19 protein-coding genes are annotated in these 19,174 nt (G+C 49.4%); 8 read left to right on the forward strand and 11 right to left on the reverse strand.

Going from position 1 to position 19,174, the window contains the following annotated elements:
* Positions 1-65: 65 nt before the first annotated feature.
* Complete coding sequence (locus U719_RS16380; RefSeq protein ID WP_023466844.1) at positions 66-1,085, reverse strand: hypothetical protein; 1,020 nt, start codon at positions 1,083-1,085, stop codon at positions 66-68.
* Between the two features lie 245 nt (positions 1,086-1,330).
* Here U719_RS16380 and U719_RS01465 point away from each other — a divergent pair, with 245 nt between their 5' ends.
* The 3 genes from U719_RS01465 to U719_RS01475 all read left to right on the forward strand — a co-directional run bounded on the left by U719_RS01465 (position 1,331) and on the right by U719_RS01475 (position 4,278).
* A complete protein-coding gene (locus tag U719_RS01465; RefSeq protein WP_023466846.1) occupies positions 1,331-2,701 on the forward strand; it encodes a hypothetical protein in 1,371 nt (456 codons plus the stop codon).
* Positions 2,702-2,764: 63 nt separating this feature from the next.
* Positions 2,765-3,292 (forward strand): copper resistance CopC family protein, encoded by a 528-nt coding sequence (locus U719_RS16385; RefSeq protein ID WP_023466847.1) that lies wholly within the window; start codon positions 2,765-2,767, stop codon positions 3,290-3,292.
* On the forward strand, positions 3,226-4,278 hold the full coding sequence (locus tag U719_RS01475) for a copper resistance D family protein (protein ID WP_081637447.1): 1,053 nt from the start codon (positions 3,226-3,228) through the stop codon (positions 4,276-4,278). Before U719_RS16385 ends, U719_RS01475 begins: the two co-directional genes overlap by 67 nt.
* A gap of 50 nt (positions 4,279-4,328) precedes the next feature.
* Here U719_RS01475 and U719_RS01480 read toward each other — a convergent pair whose 3' ends face one another.
* The 4 genes from U719_RS01480 to U719_RS01495 all read right to left on the reverse strand — a co-directional run bounded on the left by U719_RS01480 (position 4,329) and on the right by U719_RS01495 (position 8,846).
* Positions 4,329-6,122, reverse strand: a complete 1,794-nt coding sequence (locus tag U719_RS01480; protein WP_023466851.1) for an acyltransferase family protein — start codon at positions 6,120-6,122, stop codon at positions 4,329-4,331.
* 135 nt (positions 6,123-6,257) lie between these two features.
* Positions 6,258-7,607, reverse strand: coding sequence for a sensor histidine kinase KdpD (locus U719_RS01485; protein ID WP_023466852.1), 1,350 nt, complete (start codon positions 7,605-7,607; stop codon positions 6,258-6,260).
* The gene (locus U719_RS01490) at positions 7,604-8,293 is read right to left on the reverse strand and encodes a response regulator transcription factor (protein ID WP_023466854.1); all 690 of its coding nucleotides are present in this window, start codon (positions 8,291-8,293) and stop codon (positions 7,604-7,606) included. Before U719_RS01490 ends, U719_RS01485 begins: the two co-directional genes overlap by 4 nt.
* Complete coding sequence (locus tag U719_RS01495; protein WP_023466855.1) at positions 8,271-8,846, reverse strand: class I SAM-dependent methyltransferase; 576 nt, start codon at positions 8,844-8,846, stop codon at positions 8,271-8,273. Before U719_RS01495 ends, U719_RS01490 begins: the two co-directional genes overlap by 23 nt.
* 162 nt (positions 8,847-9,008) lie before the next feature.
* Between U719_RS01495 and U719_RS01500 the strand changes: the two genes are divergently transcribed.
* Genes U719_RS01500 through U719_RS01510 form a run of 3 tightly spaced genes read left to right on the forward strand, consistent with a single transcriptional unit; the run spans position 9,009 to position 11,437 of the window.
* The gene (locus U719_RS01500; protein ID WP_023466857.1) at positions 9,009-10,052 is read left to right on the forward strand and encodes a bifunctional transcriptional activator/DNA repair enzyme AdaA; all 1,044 of its coding nucleotides are present in this window, start codon (positions 9,009-9,011) and stop codon (positions 10,050-10,052) included.
* The gene (locus tag U719_RS01505; RefSeq protein WP_023466859.1) at positions 10,049-11,095 is read left to right on the forward strand and encodes a DNA alkylation repair protein; all 1,047 of its coding nucleotides are present in this window, start codon (positions 10,049-10,051) and stop codon (positions 11,093-11,095) included. Before U719_RS01500 ends, U719_RS01505 begins: the two co-directional genes overlap by 4 nt.
* Complete coding sequence (locus U719_RS01510; protein ID WP_023466860.1) at positions 11,096-11,437, forward strand: GNAT family N-acetyltransferase; 342 nt, start codon at positions 11,096-11,098, stop codon at positions 11,435-11,437.
* A 38-nt stretch (positions 11,438-11,475) separates the two neighbouring features.
* Here U719_RS01510 and U719_RS01515 read toward each other — a convergent pair whose 3' ends face one another.
* Positions 11,476-12,054, reverse strand: coding sequence for an AAA family ATPase (locus U719_RS01515; protein WP_023466862.1), 579 nt, complete (start codon positions 12,052-12,054; stop codon positions 11,476-11,478).
* Positions 12,055-12,186: 132 nt separating this feature from the next.
* Between U719_RS01515 and U719_RS16390 the strand changes: the two genes are divergently transcribed.
* On the forward strand, positions 12,187-12,714 hold the full coding sequence (locus tag U719_RS16390; protein WP_023466864.1) for an NUMOD4 domain-containing protein: 528 nt from the start codon (positions 12,187-12,189) through the stop codon (positions 12,712-12,714).
* A 48-nt stretch (positions 12,715-12,762) separates the two neighbouring features.
* Here the strand turns inward: U719_RS16390 and U719_RS01525 are convergent, their stop codons facing one another.
* A complete protein-coding gene (locus tag U719_RS01525; RefSeq protein WP_158408682.1) occupies positions 12,763-14,406 on the reverse strand; it encodes a methyl-accepting chemotaxis protein in 1,644 nt (547 codons plus the stop codon).
* A gap of 95 nt (positions 14,407-14,501) precedes the next feature.
* Positions 14,502-14,678 (reverse strand): hypothetical protein, encoded by a 177-nt coding sequence (locus U719_RS16900; protein ID WP_023466867.1) that lies wholly within the window; start codon positions 14,676-14,678, stop codon positions 14,502-14,504.
* 145 nt (positions 14,679-14,823) lie between these two features.
* On the opposite strand from U719_RS16900, the gene U719_RS01530 reads away from it, so the two are divergent.
* On the forward strand, positions 14,824-15,915 hold the full coding sequence (locus U719_RS01530; RefSeq protein WP_023466869.1) for a GGDEF domain-containing protein: 1,092 nt from the start codon (positions 14,824-14,826) through the stop codon (positions 15,913-15,915).
* A gap of 47 nt (positions 15,916-15,962) precedes the next feature.
* Here U719_RS01530 and U719_RS01535 read toward each other — a convergent pair whose 3' ends face one another.
* From U719_RS01535 to U719_RS01545, 3 genes are read right to left on the reverse strand one after another with little or no spacing between them, the layout of a single operon-like run.
* Positions 15,963-16,370 (reverse strand): NUDIX domain-containing protein, encoded by a 408-nt coding sequence (locus U719_RS01535; protein ID WP_023466871.1) that lies wholly within the window; start codon positions 16,368-16,370, stop codon positions 15,963-15,965.
* Positions 16,367-17,017: a Type 1 glutamine amidotransferase-like domain-containing protein gene (locus U719_RS01540; RefSeq protein ID WP_023466873.1), complete on the reverse strand. Its 651-nt coding sequence runs from the start codon at positions 17,015-17,017 to the stop codon at positions 16,367-16,369. The genes U719_RS01535 and U719_RS01540 overlap by 4 nt, the downstream gene beginning before the upstream one ends.
* Positions 17,018-17,038: 21 nt before the next feature.
* Positions 17,039-19,117, reverse strand: coding sequence for a methyl-accepting chemotaxis protein (locus tag U719_RS01545; RefSeq protein WP_081706885.1), 2,079 nt, complete (start codon positions 19,115-19,117; stop codon positions 17,039-17,041).
* Between the last annotated feature and the right edge of the window lie 57 nt (positions 19,118-19,174).

Below are 19,174 nucleotides of genomic sequence, written 5' to 3' on the forward strand. Positions count from 1 at the left end.
GAATAATGAAATAAAAAATGAGAGGGCGGAATACTATTCCGTCCTCTCATTTTTCGTATAGACGATTAATCGTCATCACCATGATCTCCGTGATCATCCCCGTCATCGTCTCCATGATCGTCTGAATCATCATCTTGATCATCATCTTCTGAGTCATCCGAAGAATCATCGTCATCCGAGTGCTCATCTTCTGATTCGAGTTCCTGTCCATTATAGAACTTGATCTGGACGTGTAACGTTTTGATGTTTGGTAATTGAAGCGCCTGTGCGACTAACGTTAATAATTCTTCTTCCGTCATCGATGGTGTGACGAGAAGACGATCTTTTAACGTCGCAACGTCAGTAATACCGATCTCATCTTTAAAGCGCAATTCTTTCCGTTGATGTTCATTACTGTAACGCCACTCGAACTTTTTCTTATTCGTATCCGTCACTTTGATCATGATCCGTTTGAGTTCTTGATTATTTTGAACGCCGTCTTGATCCGTATCTTCCTGATCATCTCGTGTTCCATCCTGATCGCTATCTACTTTTGTTGGATCAGAACCGAGTTCAAATTCGTCTTCATTCAAAAGCGTATCTTGATCGCGGTCCTCTTCGTTATCTTTGATGCCATCGCGATCTGAATCTTTTGTCAGTGGTTGCGTACCGACGATGAACTCTTCTCGTGTCGTCAATCGATCCTGATCTTGGTCTTCTTTATCATCAGAAATACCATCTTGATCAGAATCCTTCTTCAACGGATTTAGATGCGCTGTGTATTCTTGTTGATTCGTGAGTGAGTCGCGGTCCGAATCCTCTTTCCCATCCTTGATCCCGTCACGATCCGAATCCGATTTAGTTGGGTTGAGACGAAGTTGATACTCTTGTACATTCATCAAACCGTCGCGATCGTGATCTTTTGTTGCGACTTGTTTTCCATATCCCAAATGATATTGTTTTTGCCAAGCATCTGGAATCCCATTTTTGTCTCGATCGACTTGCACGACAGGTTTCTTCTTCGCTTTACTTTTTGCTTCGACAGGTCCAACTGCTTGCGAGACGACGAGCGAAGCAAGTACTGCGCCAATGACAATCCGTTTCATAAGTCCACTCCTGTTCTATAAAAGATAAAAGATGAGGTTATAAGAAGATTCTAATGAAATGATTAGAAAATAAGTTGGCTATTTCGCGAAATGAGTAAATAAAAACTAAAAAATAATGAAAGTGCTACATAAGTTTATTTCGTCAGAAAAAATATTTTAAATAAAAAATGTAAAAAGATAAAACCATTCGTGAACTCCTTACGTTATCTATGTGAAGTCCAAAAAATCAAAGGGGTGTTCATAAGATGAAGATGAAAAAGTCGTATCTCGCTGTTCCGCTTAGTGCCGCATTGTTGATTCCAGCAGCAGGTGTCAGTGCTCACGGTCATGAGGACCATAGTAAGATGTCTCACAGTTCAGGAAAAGTCTCCCTCGATGTCTCATCTCCAGCATCGGATTTACGAGCGACACTCGATCAAATTCTATCTGAACACGCGTATCTCGCAGTCGTTGCGATGCAAAAAGGAATTGATGGTAAAGAAGATTTTGAGCAGGCAGCCGGTGCCTTGAATCAAAACACGGATGATTTAGCGGCAGCTGTTGGTTCCGTCTACGGGGAAGAAGCAGGCGCTGCCTTCAAAGAAATCTGGGCGAGCCATATCGGTTACTTCGTCGATTACGTCAAAGCAACTGGTGCCAAGGACGAAGACGCGAAACAAAAAGCATTGAAAGAGCTTGATGAGTATCGTGTCGAACAGGCTGCGTTCCTCGATAAAGCAACGGAAGGACGTCTGAAGGCAGCGGATCTCGAAGCAGGACTAAAAGTCCATATCACGCAACTGTTAACATCGTTTGATAGCTACGTTGCTGGTGATTATGATGCTGCCTACAGTAATCTACGTAAAGCAATCGAGCATATGTATATGGTGGGAGAAGGGTTATCTGGTGCGATCGTCGATCAGTACCCAGATAAATTCAAAAATACGAAAGTTGATACACCAGCAGCTGATCTTCGTGCCGGACTGAACCGAAACTTCTCTGAACACGCGGCGCTTGCAGTGCTCGCGATGCAAAAAGGAATTGACGGAGCAAAAGACTTTGACGCTGCGGCCGGTGCCTTGAATCAAAATACGGATGACCTGACAGCTTCGATTGGCTCTGTTTATGGTAGTGAAGCAGCGCAACAATTCAAGAAGATTTGGTCGAGCCACATCGGCTACTTCGTTGACTATGTCAAAGCAACAGGTGCGAAAGATGATCAAGCACGCGACATGGCTGTGAAGGAACTTGATGAGTACCGTGTTGAACAGGCAGCATTCCTCGATGCAGCAACAGAAGGACGTTTGAAAGCGAAAGATTTGGAAGAAGGATTAAAGGTTCACATTGACCAACTCTTGCTTGCTTTCAATAGCTATAATGAAAAAGATTACGACAAAACGTACCCAGCGATTCGTGAAGCGTACGCGCATATGTACGGTGTAGGGGAAGGGACTGCGACAGCAATCGTCGATCAGTTCCCAGATAAATTCAAAGGTGCACCATCAGGAATGCCGAACACTGGTCTCGGTGGTATGCAAGAAAAAGCATCGACGACAGGTATCGTCTGGTCACTGCTTGGTATCGCAGCAGCATCGATCCTTGGATTCTTCGCACTCCGTCGTCGCCCGCAACAATAAAGGACGACCCGCTGGTGACAGCGGGTTTTCTTGTACACATCAAGCAGAAAGGAGGTAAACGACATGCGCATTATCCGATTTGCCCTTCTGTTCCTCATTTGTCTGTTGCCCATATCGGTCGAAGCACACACGAGTTTAAAAAGCTCGAATCCGGCAGATGGATCGGCATTATCTGAACCCGTCGATCGGATCCGCTTGACGTTCAGTGAGGCTGTTGAAAAAACGAGCACCTTACGTGTAGTAGACGCGAATGGAGTTGAACAAGCCCTTGCGAAACCACTTATCATCGGAAATGAACTGAGTGCTGTCGTCTCAGAGCCTTTAACGGAAGGGAAATACACGATCAAGTGGGCGTCGATTTCAGATGATGGTCATCCCGTGAAAGGAACGATCCGTTTTACGGTACTGGGTGCGGCAAAAGCTGAAACAAGCACTGTAGAAAAGGCTGAGCCGATGGAAAAAAAAGCAGCAGTCGTTCCTGAAGCAGAGCCTGTTTCAAAAGGACTCGTTCCGACACTGCTCCCATGGATCGTCGGGGGACTGTTAATCAGTATCGTCATCCTTCTCGTGTTACGTCGTCGTTCGACATGAGTGCGTTTCTAGGAGAACTACTCGTCTATATGGGTGGAGCGCTTTGGATGGGCTATTTGGTATTATGCTTCATCCCAACGAAACGAAAACCGCTATTAATGGACGGTACGTCGTGGGCGGTAGCGGGACTCGGGATGCTCGTTCTTGGAACGAGCATCCCGGTCTTTGGTGCCGTTCGTTTTCTACTTTCGACGCAAACGATGACAGAGGCTCTTCGAACAGGATTACTGGAGTTGCATATCGGTCGGATGTTTCTTGTCGTTTACTTCTCTGCTTTACTCCTATTGATCGTATTCGCATGGCAAAAGCGACGATCCATCCTGCTCGCACTCTTGACGATCCCGTTATGGATTGGCATCGCAGGAACGAGTCACGCGGCGGCCAAATACGGTGCGCTCGGGTGGACGCTTCAGTTTAGTCACTTCTTATGTGTGACAGCTTGGATCGGTGTCGTGTTTTGGGTAGCCATCGGTGCTCGCTCGACCGTTCATTGGTCTGCCTTTTTAAGTTGGTTCAGTCCGTTTGCCCGGATCGCCTTTACGGGTGTCATCCTGTCAGGGCTGTTACTGATGCAACTGGCGATTCCGCTTGAACGTTATCCGAATCTCTGGGGCGTGCCATACGGTCAAGCGTTGTTGCTGAAGCACCTTTTATTGTTACCGCTTTTGTTCTATGCTTTCTGTAATGGCACGCTTGTTCGGCGTCGGTTGCGTTTTGACTCAACGTACGATCCGCGTCCGTTACTCCGGATGGAGAGTATCATTTTAGTATTGCTGTTCATGGCGAGTGCTTCACTCAGCCGTCTCGAACAACCGACGCTAGGGCAACTACCGACCGGTGATCCAGTGGGGAATGGATGGGTTTTGATGATGGGGATTGCAACCTTACCACTGCTTTTACTCGGATATCGTCGGCATGCAGTGGGTATCTTGCTGAGTTTATTCAGCGTCAGTTTGATTTATCTTGGGTTGCTAGCGACAGGATGAGTATAAAAAACAAGGTAGCGGATCGTTCCGCTACCTTGTTTGACGTGGTCTTATTTCGTTGAAACAGCGCAATTCGTTGCTTTCGCAAGAATCTTCGAATAGGCACGTGCGCCCTTGATATTCAAATGGACACCATCTGCTTCGAAGTAAGATGGATGTTTGACGGCAACAGCATGCCAGTCGATCAGTTCGACTCGCTTCCGTTTCGATGCCTCGCGTAACATCTGATTGACCTCTGCTTCCCACGGACGCGGGACGCGTGCAGTGACCAGATAGACGTGATCGGCATTTGCGAATTGATCGAGCAAACTGTTCAACTGATCCTTTCGGAAGCTACCGTTCGTTCCGAGGTGGAGAATGACTTGGCGTCCATGTCGATTATACGCGGCATACTGCTCACTCAGCGGAATCGCTTCTCGCAGCTGACGACCGAGTTTTGCATCAATCGTCAATTGCTTGAGCGTACTGCCGAGATAATCTTCGACACCGAGTAAGACCGAGTCCCCGATCGCAAGCGTCGGTCGACAGATTTTTCGCTGATCGGGCTTTGCTTTTGGTGTCGTCGGTTTCAGGATTGGCTTCGGTTTTTCTTTTGGTGCCGCTACCTTATGAAAGGCAGGTTCTGGCTTTGGCGTATCGGAGACAGCAAGAATCGATAAGTTACCGATGAAGCTGACGATGAGAATCGTCAACACGGCAACACTCGTCCACTGCATCGTTGAAAACTGACGTAACTGCCGCGGATGTAACGACAGACGTTCTAAATAACCGGATAGTCCGTGCTGACGAATCGGACGTTCGATAAAGCGATACGATGCTTCGGTTAACGCAATCAGCACGACGACGATCAATACGGTCCGAAGTAATGAGAACGTGCCGATTTGCTCGACTGGCGTCATCAGTGTGATGACGGGAAAATGCCACAGATATAGACCGTACGATCGTTTACCGATCGCAACAAGTGCTGGATGCGCAAACCATCGACTCCAAATCGACGCCGGATGAGCAATTGTAGCAATTATTAGTGCAGCAAGGACGGCGACAAGGAAAAAACCACCCCGGTATAAGAAGCTTCCGAACTCACTTGTGACAATCATCAATATAAGCAAGAGTGGCAAAGTAACGGCACCTATTTGATTCAGTAACCGGACACCACGTTTTGGGATATCGAGCTTAAAGCGGGTTGGTTGCCACGCGAAAGCGAGTAGACTCCCAATCAATAGGGCGAATAACCGAGTATCCGTGCCATAGTAGACACGACTTGGATCTTCACCAGGTGTGAACTGAATCGCCATCGCAAGCACGGATGCACCGATCGCAACGCCCATCAATTGCAGGAACAAGCGACGATTTTTCATTCCGAACCAAAGTAAGATCGGGAATAGCAGGTAGAACTGCTCCTCGATTGCGAGCGACCAAAGGTTTTGAATCGGTGATGGCTTACCGAACGACTCGAAATAGGAGACGTCATGGAAGATATACCACCAGTTCGTCCCGTAAATGAGCGCAAAGGCACTATCTTGGCGAACCGTATGCAACAGTTCGCGTTCAAAGATGGTTACGTACCCGAGAACGAGTAACAGCATGACGAATAGGGCCGGGAACAGGCGACGGAAGCGATGAATCCAAAATCGTTTCAAATCGAGGCGTCCGGTCGTCTGCCACTCGCGTAACAAGAGACCGGTAATCAGATAACCGGATAGGACGAAAAAGAGATCAACACCGAGGAAACCACCGGAGAAGAATGAAACCGACAGATGGTAGAGAATGACAGATAGAACAGCGAAGGCACGTAAGCCATCAAGCCCTGGCATATATGTAATCGAACGAGACGAGGATTTCATAAGACACGAACAACTCCTTTAAAACGACAACTAATTTCTAACAGTCTTTAGTGTATCGAATTCCAATTTCAAAGAAGTGTCTAAGAAGTAACAACCTGACCAAAAAAGCACCCGATGCGCACATCGGATGCAGGCTTATGAAATATGTGGAAAACGACAGGTCACGATGAAGCGGTTGTCTTGTGAAGTCAACGCGACGTTCCCCGCATGACGCGCCATGATTTGCTGAACAATCGACAGACCGATGCCGGAGCCACCAGACGAGCGGGAAGCATCGGACGTCCCGAACGGTGTTAGCCATTCGTTTAGTTCCTCTAGCGTATAAGTCGATTCAATCGCATTTGAACAGATCAGCTGGATACCTTCTGCGTCGTCGTTGATGGTAATCCGAAGATCACCGGTCCCGTGAAGCGTCGCATTGCGAATCAAATTCTCAAGCAAGCGCCGTAAGAGCATCGGATCGGCGAAGAGAGTCGCGTGTGCAGAACCATTGACAGTAGAAGAAGTGCCAGGAAACAGTTCCAGGACTTGTTCCGTCAGTGTGACGAGATCAAGCGATGTCCGTTCGACTGGATAATCGGTGTTCGATAATTTAGCGAGCGTGAACAATTCGTCGATCCGGGAAGCGAGCGTTTCTGACTGTCGGGTGACAATCGCTAGAAGCTCCGTCCGTTCCGTCGCGGATAACGTCTCGTGTTTTTCGGTTAGCCACTGGATGAAGCCTTGGATTGAGGTCAACGGAGTCCGTAGGTCGTGCGACAGACTCGTGATCAATCGCAACTGCTCGACGAACCGCTCCTGGTCGCGTACGCGTAAGGTGCGGAGTTCCTGTTCGATTCGTTCGATCGATTGGGCGAACAACTTGAATTCCTTCGGTCCTTTGACGGGAGGTAACGGTTCCGTTGGCGCTGGTTCGACCGTCAACCGCTCAAGCCGTCGCTCGAGTTCGCGGAACAAACCAGCGATCCAACGTGTTAAAAGCAGTAAAAAGACGATGAACAAGACGACTTGTAAGATGAAGAAGGCGTTCGAATTACCGACTTGATATTCATTGAGTGTTGGTTTATCGGACTGAACAGTCAAAAAATAGCCAGGCTCACGGGTTCCAAGATTGATCGCTTCGATATGGTGCAATGTCCTAACCTTTCCTGTGTCTGATGGCTCCCGCTCGGTTGGTGTTTGCTCAGCAAGCAGTCGGCTCGGTGTTAAGTCTTTTGGATACTTGTCGGAAGCGCTGACCAGACGACCATTGGCATCGTATACTGCCCACTCATAGGGCCCGGTCGGTATTTGTCCATTTTGATAACGTATAATGTCCTCTTTAACAGCGCTCACCGTGTCTTCTTCCGTCGTGTAGTAGTAACGGGGAACCGTTTTTCCACCAAGCGGCAATTGACTCGCCAGCAACCAGGCAAGTGCCGTACTCAAAAATGCAGCGAGCAGCAACAAGACGAGCATCCAAACAGTTAGTTTGATCCGTCTCATGGCTCAACCTTATAACCAACGCCCCAGACCGTCTGGAGGTGGCGCGGTTCTTTCGGGACATCCTCAATCTTGTCGCGGAGCTTATGGATCAGGACCATGACAGCGTTCGACGCGGAACCAAGTGCTTCCTCCTGCCAAACTCGTTCATACAGGTCTTCAGCCGAGAAGACACGACGGGGGTGACTCAAAAAGAGCGCCAGGCAATCAAATTCACGGCGTGTCAGGGCGAGCGGTACATCGTATTTAAAGATGACGCGTTCGTCTTCTTTGAGTGTGAACGGACCGACCTGAATCGCTGAAGCAGTAGTCGGGACATGATACTGACTGACGCGGCGTAACAGCGCCTTGACGCGGGCGACGACTTCAAGCGGATTGAACGGTTTACCGATGTAATCGTCCGCCCCGAAGGTCAAACCTTGAATTTTATCCATGTCTTCGCGTTTCGCTGTCAGCATCAAGACGGGTAACGTGTGACCGGCAGCGCGCGCAGCTTGAACGGTCGAGAAGCCATCGCGAACGGGCATCATCACGTCGAGTAACATCGCATCAACTGGACGCGTTGCAAGAGTCGCTAACGCTTCCTCACCATTTTCGGCTTCGAGGATCTCGTACCCTTCATTGGTTAAATACAGTCGAAGCAATTGACGGATGTCTGCTTCATCGTCAACGATCAAGAGCGTGGGCATGTGTAGATTCCTCCTGTTGTACCCCCTCGAAAACATAAGCCGGGGGCAGATTGTAGAGCGTGTGCGAATAACTGTGTTCTTGGAAATAGTCCCGGAACATCTTGAACTGGAACCGGGTGTATTGAAAGGCGATGAAGTGACCGCCTGGTCGTAGTAACGTTTGGAATTGTGCCAATAAGTCATGCCGCAACGCTGCCGGGAACGAGGCGAACGGGAGACCACTGACGATGACGTCGATCTGTCCGCTCCATGAATCGGATAATCCTTGAACGTCACCAATGAAGAGAGTGACATTCGTTTCTTGAGCTAGCAACTGCTCGAGTGCCGGGCGGAACGTTTCGCTCCGTTCACAAATCAAGAGATGTGTCTCCGGTGAACGAGCGGCCAGTAAAGCTTTGGTGATCGCTCCGTCACCCGCTCCGACTTCAAGAATTTGGCGTGGACGATCGGCGACGGCGCGTCGTGCCATCATTTCAGCCAGACGTGGACTGCTCGGTGCGACGGCTCCGACACGGAGTGGTGCGTGAAGTGCTTCTTTTAAGAAATCAAACATGAAAACCCTACTTTCCGTTGAGTATATCATGTAGTATGCACATCGTCCCTTTCGAAAACAGGACGATGTTTCTTAAGTGAATCTTAAACATATCAATGCCTGATTTTCGGCGACATGATGACCGGACAAGCCGGTATACTAAGGACAAAGGAGGGGAAGGCGATGGAACATCACACGTATTATGAAGCGCTCGTTCGCCGGGACGCGACGTACGAAGGAACGTTTTTTGTTGGTGTCAAGACGACCGGCATCTTTTGCCGTCCGACGTGTCCGGCACGAAAACCGAAAGCAGAGAACTGTGAGTTTTTTGAGACGGCGCAAGAGGCATTACTTGCCTCTTATCGACCGTGCCGTCGTTGTCATCCGCTTGCTTATCCCGGCGATCATGGTACGATTCAACGCTTGATCGAAGCGGTCGAGGCAGAACCAGACAAACGATTCAAGGAAGCCGATTTTCGAGCACTTGGTCTCGATGAATCAACGGCACGCCGCCAGTTCAAGAAACGCTTCGGAATGACGTTCGTCGCGTATGCTCGGGCACGACGGATGGGGCTTGCGATGAAGGAGATCCGGACCGGTAAGCCGATCATCGAAGGGCAGTTGGCTGGAGGTTATGAATCGAGTAGTGGTTTTCGTGAGGCGTCAGCACGGATTCTCGGGCAGGCACCGTCGCGCTTTGACGGGCAGGTCTTACGCGCGAAATGGCTTGATACACCACTCGGTTCGATGCTGGCGATTGCTGACGATCAACTCTTACATCTGCTCGAGTTCGTCGACCGACGTGGACTGGAGCGGGAAATCGAACAATTACGTCAAAAAGCGCGCGCTGTCATCGTTCCCGGGGAATCACAGGTCTTTGGACAAATTGAAGCGGAGCTCCGTCGTTACTTCAAAGGAGAGCCGGTATCGTTTCAAACACCTTTGATGCGATACGGGACGCCATTTCAACGCCGCGTCTGGGAAGAACTCGAACGGATTCCGAGTGGGGAGACGATCTCGTACCAAGAGCTGGCGATCCGGATCGGTCAACCGACCGCTGTTCGTGCCGTCGCACGAGCGAATGGAGCGAACCAACTGGCAATCGTCATTCCGTGCCACCGGGTCATTCGGACGAATGGAGATTTAGGTGGATACGCGGGTGGACTCGCACGCAAGGAAACATTGCTCAAACTGGAGCGCACACAGAGAGGACTGGATGAAGGATGAGTTTGATTAAAGATGTGTTTTCACCGAGTTGGCTCGACCGCTTAGGAGCAGCGGTCGATGTATCAGATTTTCGAAGACGAGTCGAACAGAGGGACTGGGAAGAACTCGCGTTTAAACAACGCGTCCGTCGTGTGGCGAAGACACTAGAGACGATCTTGCCAGCGTTTCCGGATGCAGCGGGGGAGCTAGAGCGACTCGCACCGCAGTTTACCGGGCTACCGGGGATCGTTTTTCCGGAGTACGTCGAACGAACGGCAGACCTTTCTGACTGGTCGCTTGCATTAGAGACACTCGCCAAGTTGACGTCACATTCGACGTCGGAGTTCGCCGTTCGGCGTTTTCTACTTGTCGATCAGGAACGATATCTCGACCAGGCACTCAAATGGACAACATCAGATGATGAACATGTCCGGCGCTTAGCGTCTGAAGGAACACGCCCTCGTCTGCCGTGGGGACAAGCGATTCCGCGTTTGATTGCTGATCCGCGTCCAGCATTACCGATTCTTGACGCCTTACTACAGGATCCGTCACTCTACGTCCGAAAAAGTGTCGCCAATCACTTGAACGATATTTCAAAGACACATCCGGAATACCTGATCGAGCGAATCGAACGTCACTTAGGAACAGATCCGAATACAGACTGGATTTTACGTCACGCTTCCCGGACGTTACTGAAGCGCGGAAATCCAGAAGTATTACAGTTGTTCGGACACGTCACGCAAGGTGAGGTCGAGGTGACGGACTTGGTCGTCTCACCAGTGACGATTGGTCAAGAGTTACAGTTTTCGTTTCAAGTAAACAGTTCCGTCGAGCAACGTCTGCGTCTTGAATACGCGATCGATTACGTCAAACAACGCGGAACGAGTCGGAAGGTGTTTCAACTGCGGGAGCGGGAAGTCAAAGGTGTCTTACAAGTCGAACGACGCCAATCGTTTCGGAACATGACGACGCGTGTCCATTATCCCGGAACACATACATTGACAATTTTGATTAACGGAGAGGCTTACGCGACAGCAACGTTCGAGGTCGAGGAGGAGAGCTGAATGCAAGGGAGACATCCGGATTTTACGACGTCACGCCTGTTTGTCGAAGCAACGGATGACGAATCGGGTTGTAAGTGGACGTTGCACGCGTTACGTGAGAAAACAATCGTCGGAACGATTACCTTCACATGGAATGGATCGACCGGAAACTTACGTTATACAACGACGGATGAGAAAGATCAGCGCGGATACATCACAGAAGCGTTGACGTCGATTCTATCATATCTCGCGCGGACGTTATTACTGACGCGTGTCTACGGCGAAGCAGGCAGTGAGACAGTCTGGCGTCGAAACGGATTTCAGTTGCAGGCGAATCGATATGCACGCGAACTCCATCACTAAAGCCCCGTCTGCTTAAGCAGGACGGGGCTCGTTTGTGCTTAGACCGTTGTTTTGGACCAGTTGAAATGGTTGCAAATCGCTTCAGCGCTTTCGCGTGCACTTAATTGTTCCGTATCAAGGAAGAGATAGTTGACGTCCGGTAGTTCGCCCGGCAGCGAACGTGTCCGGTATCCGTCCGCCGTCTCACGTAAGTCTTGTTCAGAAGCAGCGAGGTCACGCTTCGTTACTTTGTGTGTCAATCGGTTTTCGGTCGTGTTGCGGTGAAGACGGGTTGCGACCGGCGCATCCAGTTCAACGATATAGACGTCAGCACCCGCTTGTTCGAATAATTCGACTGTCTCTTCAATGAACTCGAGACCACCGCCTTCGACACCGAATAGACAGAGGAATGTAAACAGCACACCTTCGAGCGAACTGTTCGCCATTTCCTTGAACATCTCGCGCCGGATCGTATCCTTTAGGCGATGGTGTGCAGGTTCAGAGAAATCAAAATAAGGCAATAACAGATCGATTGTCTGATGGTTATGGAAGACTTTCATCTCCGTCAATCGTTCGATTTCCTGACCGATCGTCATCTTTCCGACCGCTTGGGGACCAAGTAACAAGACAAATTTCATAGATGAACCTCATTTCCTTTTTCTGCTAAGAATAGCACATTCCGACGAGTGACATCACTAGAACGTTTGTTCGTAATTTGATATAATTCAAGTATGAAGTCCCGTCGTGTCCTTGTCTGAAGGAGGACAATCATGCAAGAACAATGGAAAGCCGTCATCGGCTATGTAGGTATATATGAAGTCTCATCGTTTGGTCGCGTAAGATCGCTCGACCGAACGATCGTAACGTGTCGCGGTGTCCAGCAACGCCGAAAAGGTGTCTTGCTCCGTCCACGGCTCAATCGGGAAGGGTACCGGAAAGTCACGCTTTATCAACGTGGTCGAGGAGAACGTGTCCAGGTCGGTGTACTTGTTGCACAAGCTTTTCTGACGACAGATGTTACAGAGGCGCAACTCGTCCGGCGCAATGGTAAACGGGCTGACGATCAGTTGTCGAACTTAGACGTCTTGCCTTCAATCGATCAGCAGTATACTGAACTGCTGGGTGAATTTGATCTCTTGTTAGGTCAACATGTGACGCTGTCGCCATTTCAGATTCGAACGATTCGCACGCAGTATGAGAAAGGGAAAACGATTCGTCAATTGGCAGAGCAGTATCAGGTGACGGAGAACCGGATCCGCAACATTATCGATAAAAAGGAAGCACGTTATATCGGCTGAAAATAGAGGAAAGGAGCGCTTACCAGAGATGGGAGGCGCTCCTTTGATTTAAGACGGCGATTCACTCGAGCGAACGGTCTGTTGCAACGAACTGATCCGTGACTCGAGTACCGCACTATGTGTCTTCAGTTCCGTCTGTTGAGTGACGTGGTGTTGCATCTGTTCCCCAAGCACCTGGCTGTAAGAAGAGAGCTCCGACATCAACTGCTGAACGGACTGCAGATGTTCCTGCATGTTCGACTGAACATCTGCGACGATTTGACGTTGGTGTTCCACGGTACCCAGTGTCGTTTCGATCGTCGTCGCTTCAGTCAGCATCTGTTGCAAGTGTGCCGTTGCCGTCTCGAGCTGTTGCGATGTTGAGAGAAAACGTTCCGTCATCTGCACGATGGCATGTTCGACTTGATCGAGTCCCGCCGTCCATGTCTGATTGACTTGACGGATGTGATCTGTACTCGTTCGGATATCGATTGCGAGTTTTTCGACTTCCTTGGCAACGACGATAAAGCCACGACCGGCTTCTCCAGCACGGGTTGCCTCAATCAGCGCGTTCAGCGACAAGCGGCGCGTCTCTTCAGCAACGCGCTGAATGTGCGAGATTGAGGTCTCCATCTGTTGCTGTAGGTGTGAGGTCTGTTGCAAAATCTGCTCTGTCGTCGCGGATTGTTCCTTCAGTAACTGGCTTTCCTCTTGTAAGGTCTCAAGTGTCGTGTGATTCGTCTGAACAGTCTGTTGAAAACGGGTTACGGCATGTTGGCTGTTGAGAAGTGTCGTTTGCATCTCACTTAACGCATCGTGCCCTTGAGCGGTCAAACGTGTCGAGGCGACGATTGTCTGATCCATTTGCGACGATTGCGCAAGTAAAGAACCGGCGACTTCATCGACGGCTTGGACTGATTGATCCATCGCGGATAAGCGCGAAGAAAAGTGGGGTTGGACGGATTCGAGTTCCTGACTCGCTTGTTGCATCTCAGCCGTTAAATCTCCGATCTGTTGCATCAACTGATTGTATTGAAACGTCAGCTGTTGTAACTCAAAGGTCGTCGTCTTGAGTGTTAATGGACGATACGATCGCTTCGCATGCGCTTCTTCAATCTGTAAGGAGAGTTTCGATAGTGGGGCGAGTTGTCTTCTAATTCGTGAGCGAATCAAGAGGCTGATACTGACAAGCGTAATCAAACTGACCCAGACGAGTGTCCAAGCTAAATCTCGAGCAGGGGCGATTAATTTATCGCGATCAGTCGTCAGCAAGATGACGTCATCGAGTTCCGGAATCGTCATTGCGACAAGAAACTGGTCTTGATTCGAAAAAGCATATGTACGGGCTGTTTTTAAGTGCTGTAGTAGTTGTTTTCGTTTTGCCGGTTCGAGTGTTAGCGGTCGGAACGCCTCACTCGTTTTCAGGCTTTGAAAGCGAATCGAATAGTCGTCACGTGATAAGTCGGTTCGCTGTTGCTGTTGCAATCGTTTGATGGCACGCGAGCGGTCTGTGGTGTCATCCGGATACGCAAGAAACGTTGCCCGGACATTCGCGTCGAACATCGTTAACTCACGCATCAGCCGTTCCTCAGTTGCTGCGACGGATTGTTGATACGATGCGTAAACGCTTAGACCGCTGATCACAATCAGTCCGATGGCAACGATCGGAATCAGCCATCCATTTAGTTGTTGTGCTAATAATCGTTTTTTCATAAGCATAAAAAACATCTCCTCCCGTGTACCTATCGGAAGGAGGGGTCGCAACATGTATGAAGGTGTTGTACGGCTTGTGTAAAGGTCTTGTGAATCTAGTTCACGTAAATCGGTAGGACAGTCGCAAGGTGTGTCATAAGTGCTTGTGTCTCTTCTTTTGGTTCGGATGTGACGTAAATGATCAACGCAGCAGCAACGATGACGAAGATAGCGATAACGAGAATAATGAAGAATGGCATCTTACTTTTTCGTTTTTCAGCTTGACGGTCCATAAAAGATTCCCCCTTAATGATGTAGACGATAGACATATTTGTTTGATTCCCTCTCCTCTTGTTTGAAAACCTTGGAAAAAGAGGGGAATGTGTAATTTGGAGGGAATAGAGTAAACATCTGAAATGGAATGAGGAGGATGTCGTCGTGCTTACGTTGCTTAATTCATTGTTGTTGAACTTCTCACTGTTGATTGCGACATTGCTGTTTGCGTTTTTACCGCTACGACGGATCGAGAGAATTTCGCCCAACTCCTCCTTACAAGTCCGACTCGTGATTGGTTGTATCGCTGGTGTGATTGGTGCGCTGTTGATCTTTAACAGTATCTCCTATGACGTTGCAAAGATTGATTTGCGTCTTGTTGCGCTCGTCACGGCGTACTTTTACGGCGGATTAGTCAGCGGTAGCATCACGATGCTATTCATCATCGGCGCCCGATTTGCGGTGACACCAGCTGGTGAATACCAAGGACTGATTCTGACGACCTTGATCTGTGTCGCGTTACTCGTGACAGCGACGATTTATCGACGGTTCGCTGCTCAACGGATGAAGGATTATCTCGTGTTGCTTGGAACAGGGATCGCATACAGCTTACCGGCGCTCTATTTATTAACGAACACGTTCGAGCGGTTTTTAGAGATTGCGCTCGTCTATATCATCGTCATCATGATTGGTGGCTACGTCACCTATCGTTTCTTACAGGAATTAAGGAAGCACTTTTTGTTCGTCCACACACAACAGGAACTGGCTTTAACGGATGGGCTGACGCAACTGGGAAACCGCCGGAAGCTAGATGAAACGTTAGCCGAGTACGCTCAGAACGGAACAGTCTTCTCCGTCCTCATTCTCGATCTCGATCATTTTAAATCAATCAATGATACATACGGACACGAAGGGGGTGACGTCGTTTTACGACAACTCAGCCATCTCTTGCAATCGTATTGTCCAGAACAGGGCGTCGTCGGTCGGTACGGTGGTGAAGAGTTTGTCTTACTGTTGCCGGACGTACCACTTCGACAAGCGGAACGACTGGGGGAACGGATTCGATCTGCCTGCGCCGATCAACACTTCGTTTATAAAGAGCACCCCGTTTTTCATGTCACGTTATCGCTAGGTGCCGCTTCATCCGATCAAGCATCGACTGTATTTGAGACCGTCCAGAAAGCCGACTTAGCATTGTATGAAGCCAAACAAACTGGCCGAAATCGTGTTGTCTGTTATCGAGATCCTTTACTGTAAATATAAACTGCCCCGCTCGACCAACTGGTCAGGCGGGGCAGCTGTGTTTAGCGATGCAATAACGAAAATACATCATGGCGTTTAAAATCAGCCAAAATGTTCGGGGCAATTAACTGACGAATTGTTGTTTCGTCCGCCCAGAGATAAGCGTCGTGTTCCACTGATAATTGAACGTCTGTCTGATTCGTCGAACAGATGTACATCAAGAGAATGATTTGCCGATCGGGATGCGTCAGGAAGCTCGAGGCATAGAGGAGACGCTCTTGGGTAACCGTCAACTGTGTCTCTTCTTTTATCTCGCGAACGAGACTATCGACTGGCAATTCACCGAAGTCGATCTTGCCACCCGGACATTCCCACGTGCCGCCACCGAAGTCAGCAGCAGCCCGGCGGACGATCAGAAGACGTTGCTCGTGAATGATGATGCCTTTGACGGCAGGAACGATTGCTGTCATTTGACGGGACTCCGCGACAATATGACGGGATCGATTCCTTCTGTTTCGACGAGGTGCTGATCGCGTAGATAGATCCCACTCTCGTCAGCAAGTCCGAAAGCACGGTCTGCACTTTCTTCCGTAAACGATTGCACGAGATGGGCAGCTTCGCCCCACGTCTCGTAATGGACACAGACGACCGCGTCGTTCAGTAAGGCAAGACCAGGCAAGCGAAGACGTCGATTGTCGCGTTGGTCGATCTCCGGAATGATACACCGTTCGGGCGAAACGAGGGCACCAGCTGAAAAACCGACGACCGGAACACCATCTGCGAAACGCGACTGAATGATGTCACCGATCGGTGTACCGACCAAGTATTGCTGATACAATTCGGTCTCGCCACCGGAGATGATGATGCCTTGACACTGTTTCAGTTGCGCGAGTTGTCCGTCTGTTGGTGCGTCAGATAGTGGCAGATGGACGAAAGACGAAATGCCATCTTCCTGTAACGGCTTCGTATAGATCGAGGCGTAACGCGTCCAGTCCTTACCGGTTCGTGGAACGTATAGAATCGCGACCGGTCCACCGTTCGTTAATGTAGCAAATCGTGTTCGTAAGTTCGGTGTAAAAGGAGGACCGCCTCCAAAGAGGAATAAGTGAGTCGGCATGAGGCATGTCTCCTTTCAAGTTTAATCCAGTGTATAGCGGTTGATCGTCTCGTGCAACTCACGGGAGAGCGTATAAATCTCTTCCGTCAGCGTATGGACGACATCCATTCGTTCGCTGAAAGCGAGTGATTGCTCGGATGCATGTTGGTTGTCTTGAGCGCTGGCGATGATTCCGGCACGCAGCTGTTCGGCTTGTGCGACGAGGTGGGAAGCGGTCGATAAGACATCCCGGTTCGTTTCCGAAAGGGCGGCCATATCAACAGTGACACCTTTTGACTGGGTGACGATCGAATCAAACGATTGCGTCGCTTCCGTGACGCGAACGACACCGTCTTGAACGGCAACGGTTCCGCGTGCCATGGCGTCTTCGAGTTGTTTTGTCTCCAGTTGGATCGAATCGATTGTTTCCTGGACGCGAACCATTGACTGTTTCGATTGGTTGGCAAGATTCTGAATCTCGCGTGCGACGACAACGAATCCTTTGCCTTGTTCCCCGGCACGTGCGGCTTCGATCGAAGCGTTTAATGAGAGAAGATTCGTTTCGTTAGCGATCGATTCGATGATGCTGATGATCTCTAAGATATTCTCGGAAGCGATTTGGACGCGACGTGATTTATCGGCAGCCTCATCAATCGCATTTTGAATCGATTGCATCTGTTCCGTGACGGCATGGAGATCCGAACGTCCGGTCGTTGCAAGATTTTCTGAACGACTAGCGCTATCGACGACGAGAGCCGACGTTTGCGCGTTCTGCTCGATTGTTGCCGTCAAGGATTGTAAGGACGCTGTATGCCCGTCGAACGCGCCAGACTGTTGCTGGGCGGTTGCGGCAATTCCAGTCATTGCTGTTGCCATCTCTTTTGTTCCGTGTCCGGTCTCTTCGGCTTCAACGACGAGCTCAGCGAGAGAGTCATCAATCGTCCGTGACATTGCATCGACTCGCTGTACCAAATTGATTAAAGAGAGGCGCATTGTCTCGAATAAACGGGAGAGCTGTCCAATCTCATCACGTGACGTCGCAACGACCGGTTGTGATAAATCGTGTTCGGCAATCGCGCCCGCACTATGCAGTAACGCGCGAATTGGTCGGACGAGCGTGCGTGTGAAGAGGATCGCAGCAAGTGCTACCAAAGCAATTAACGCCACTAACGCAATCAATAGCTTTTGGACGAAATCAGATAAAGAAGCAAACACTTCTTCCGTATGGACTTCTGTGATCAGTCCCCAGTTGAGACCAGCGATTTTTAGTGGTGTGAAGGACGTCACGACTTCATGACCATCGGTGTCCGTTGTTTCTGTCGTTTTCGTCTGACCGGCAATGACTTGTTTGACTGGCGTCGATTGAATGCGTTTTTCGCCGACTTCGGTCTGTTTCGTTGCCCGGAAATCAGACCGTAGACGTTGATCGGCACCAACGAGATACGATTCACCGGTCTTACCGAGACCAGCCGTTGTTTTCATGATTTTATTAATTTTATTTCCGTCGAGCTGGAGCGCAAGCACCCCGCGTGGTTGCTTCGTCTTTGGGTCAACATAAGGGATCGCAAAGAAGGCAGCGGGAGCTTGTGATGGTTCGTAATACGCATAATCGGCGATGACGCCTGTTTGTTGTGTTAAGGCGTCCTGATACGCTTTTCCGAGCCCTGACGATTTGAGATCACCGGTGACGACATTCTGACCGAGATCCGGTTCTTTGAACGCCGTATAGACGACATTTCCGTCCGAGTCAATGAAGAAGACATCATAGAAGCCGAACTGCTCGATATATTGATTGAAGTAGGTATCGAATTTTTTGGCTTCTTGCTGATACGAATCATTCGTAAGTCCACCATCTGCAAACTGTTTCGTCAGCGGTGCGAAGGCTTGCTGGACTTGTTCGTTCTCTGCTAATGCTTCGAGGTTCAAAAATTTCTCATCGATATGTTGTGTGACAGTCGCTTTTTTGGCATCACGAATCGCCTCAAGTTTCGCGTAAGCTTCGTCCGTTAAGGCACTCTTCGTTTCAACATACAAAAACGAACCGATCAAGACGATCGGTACGATTGCAAGACCGAGGAAAGCGAGTAACATTTTCGGATACAGACCCCACTTCATACGCATACACTCCGTTCGTTTTAGATTACCTTTAGTGTACGAAAGGAACACGAGAAGAGATAT

It is taken from the genome of Exiguobacterium sp. MH3, from assembly GCF_000496635.1.
GTDB lineage: Bacteria > Bacillota > Bacilli > Exiguobacteriales > Exiguobacteriaceae > Exiguobacterium_A > Exiguobacterium_A indicum.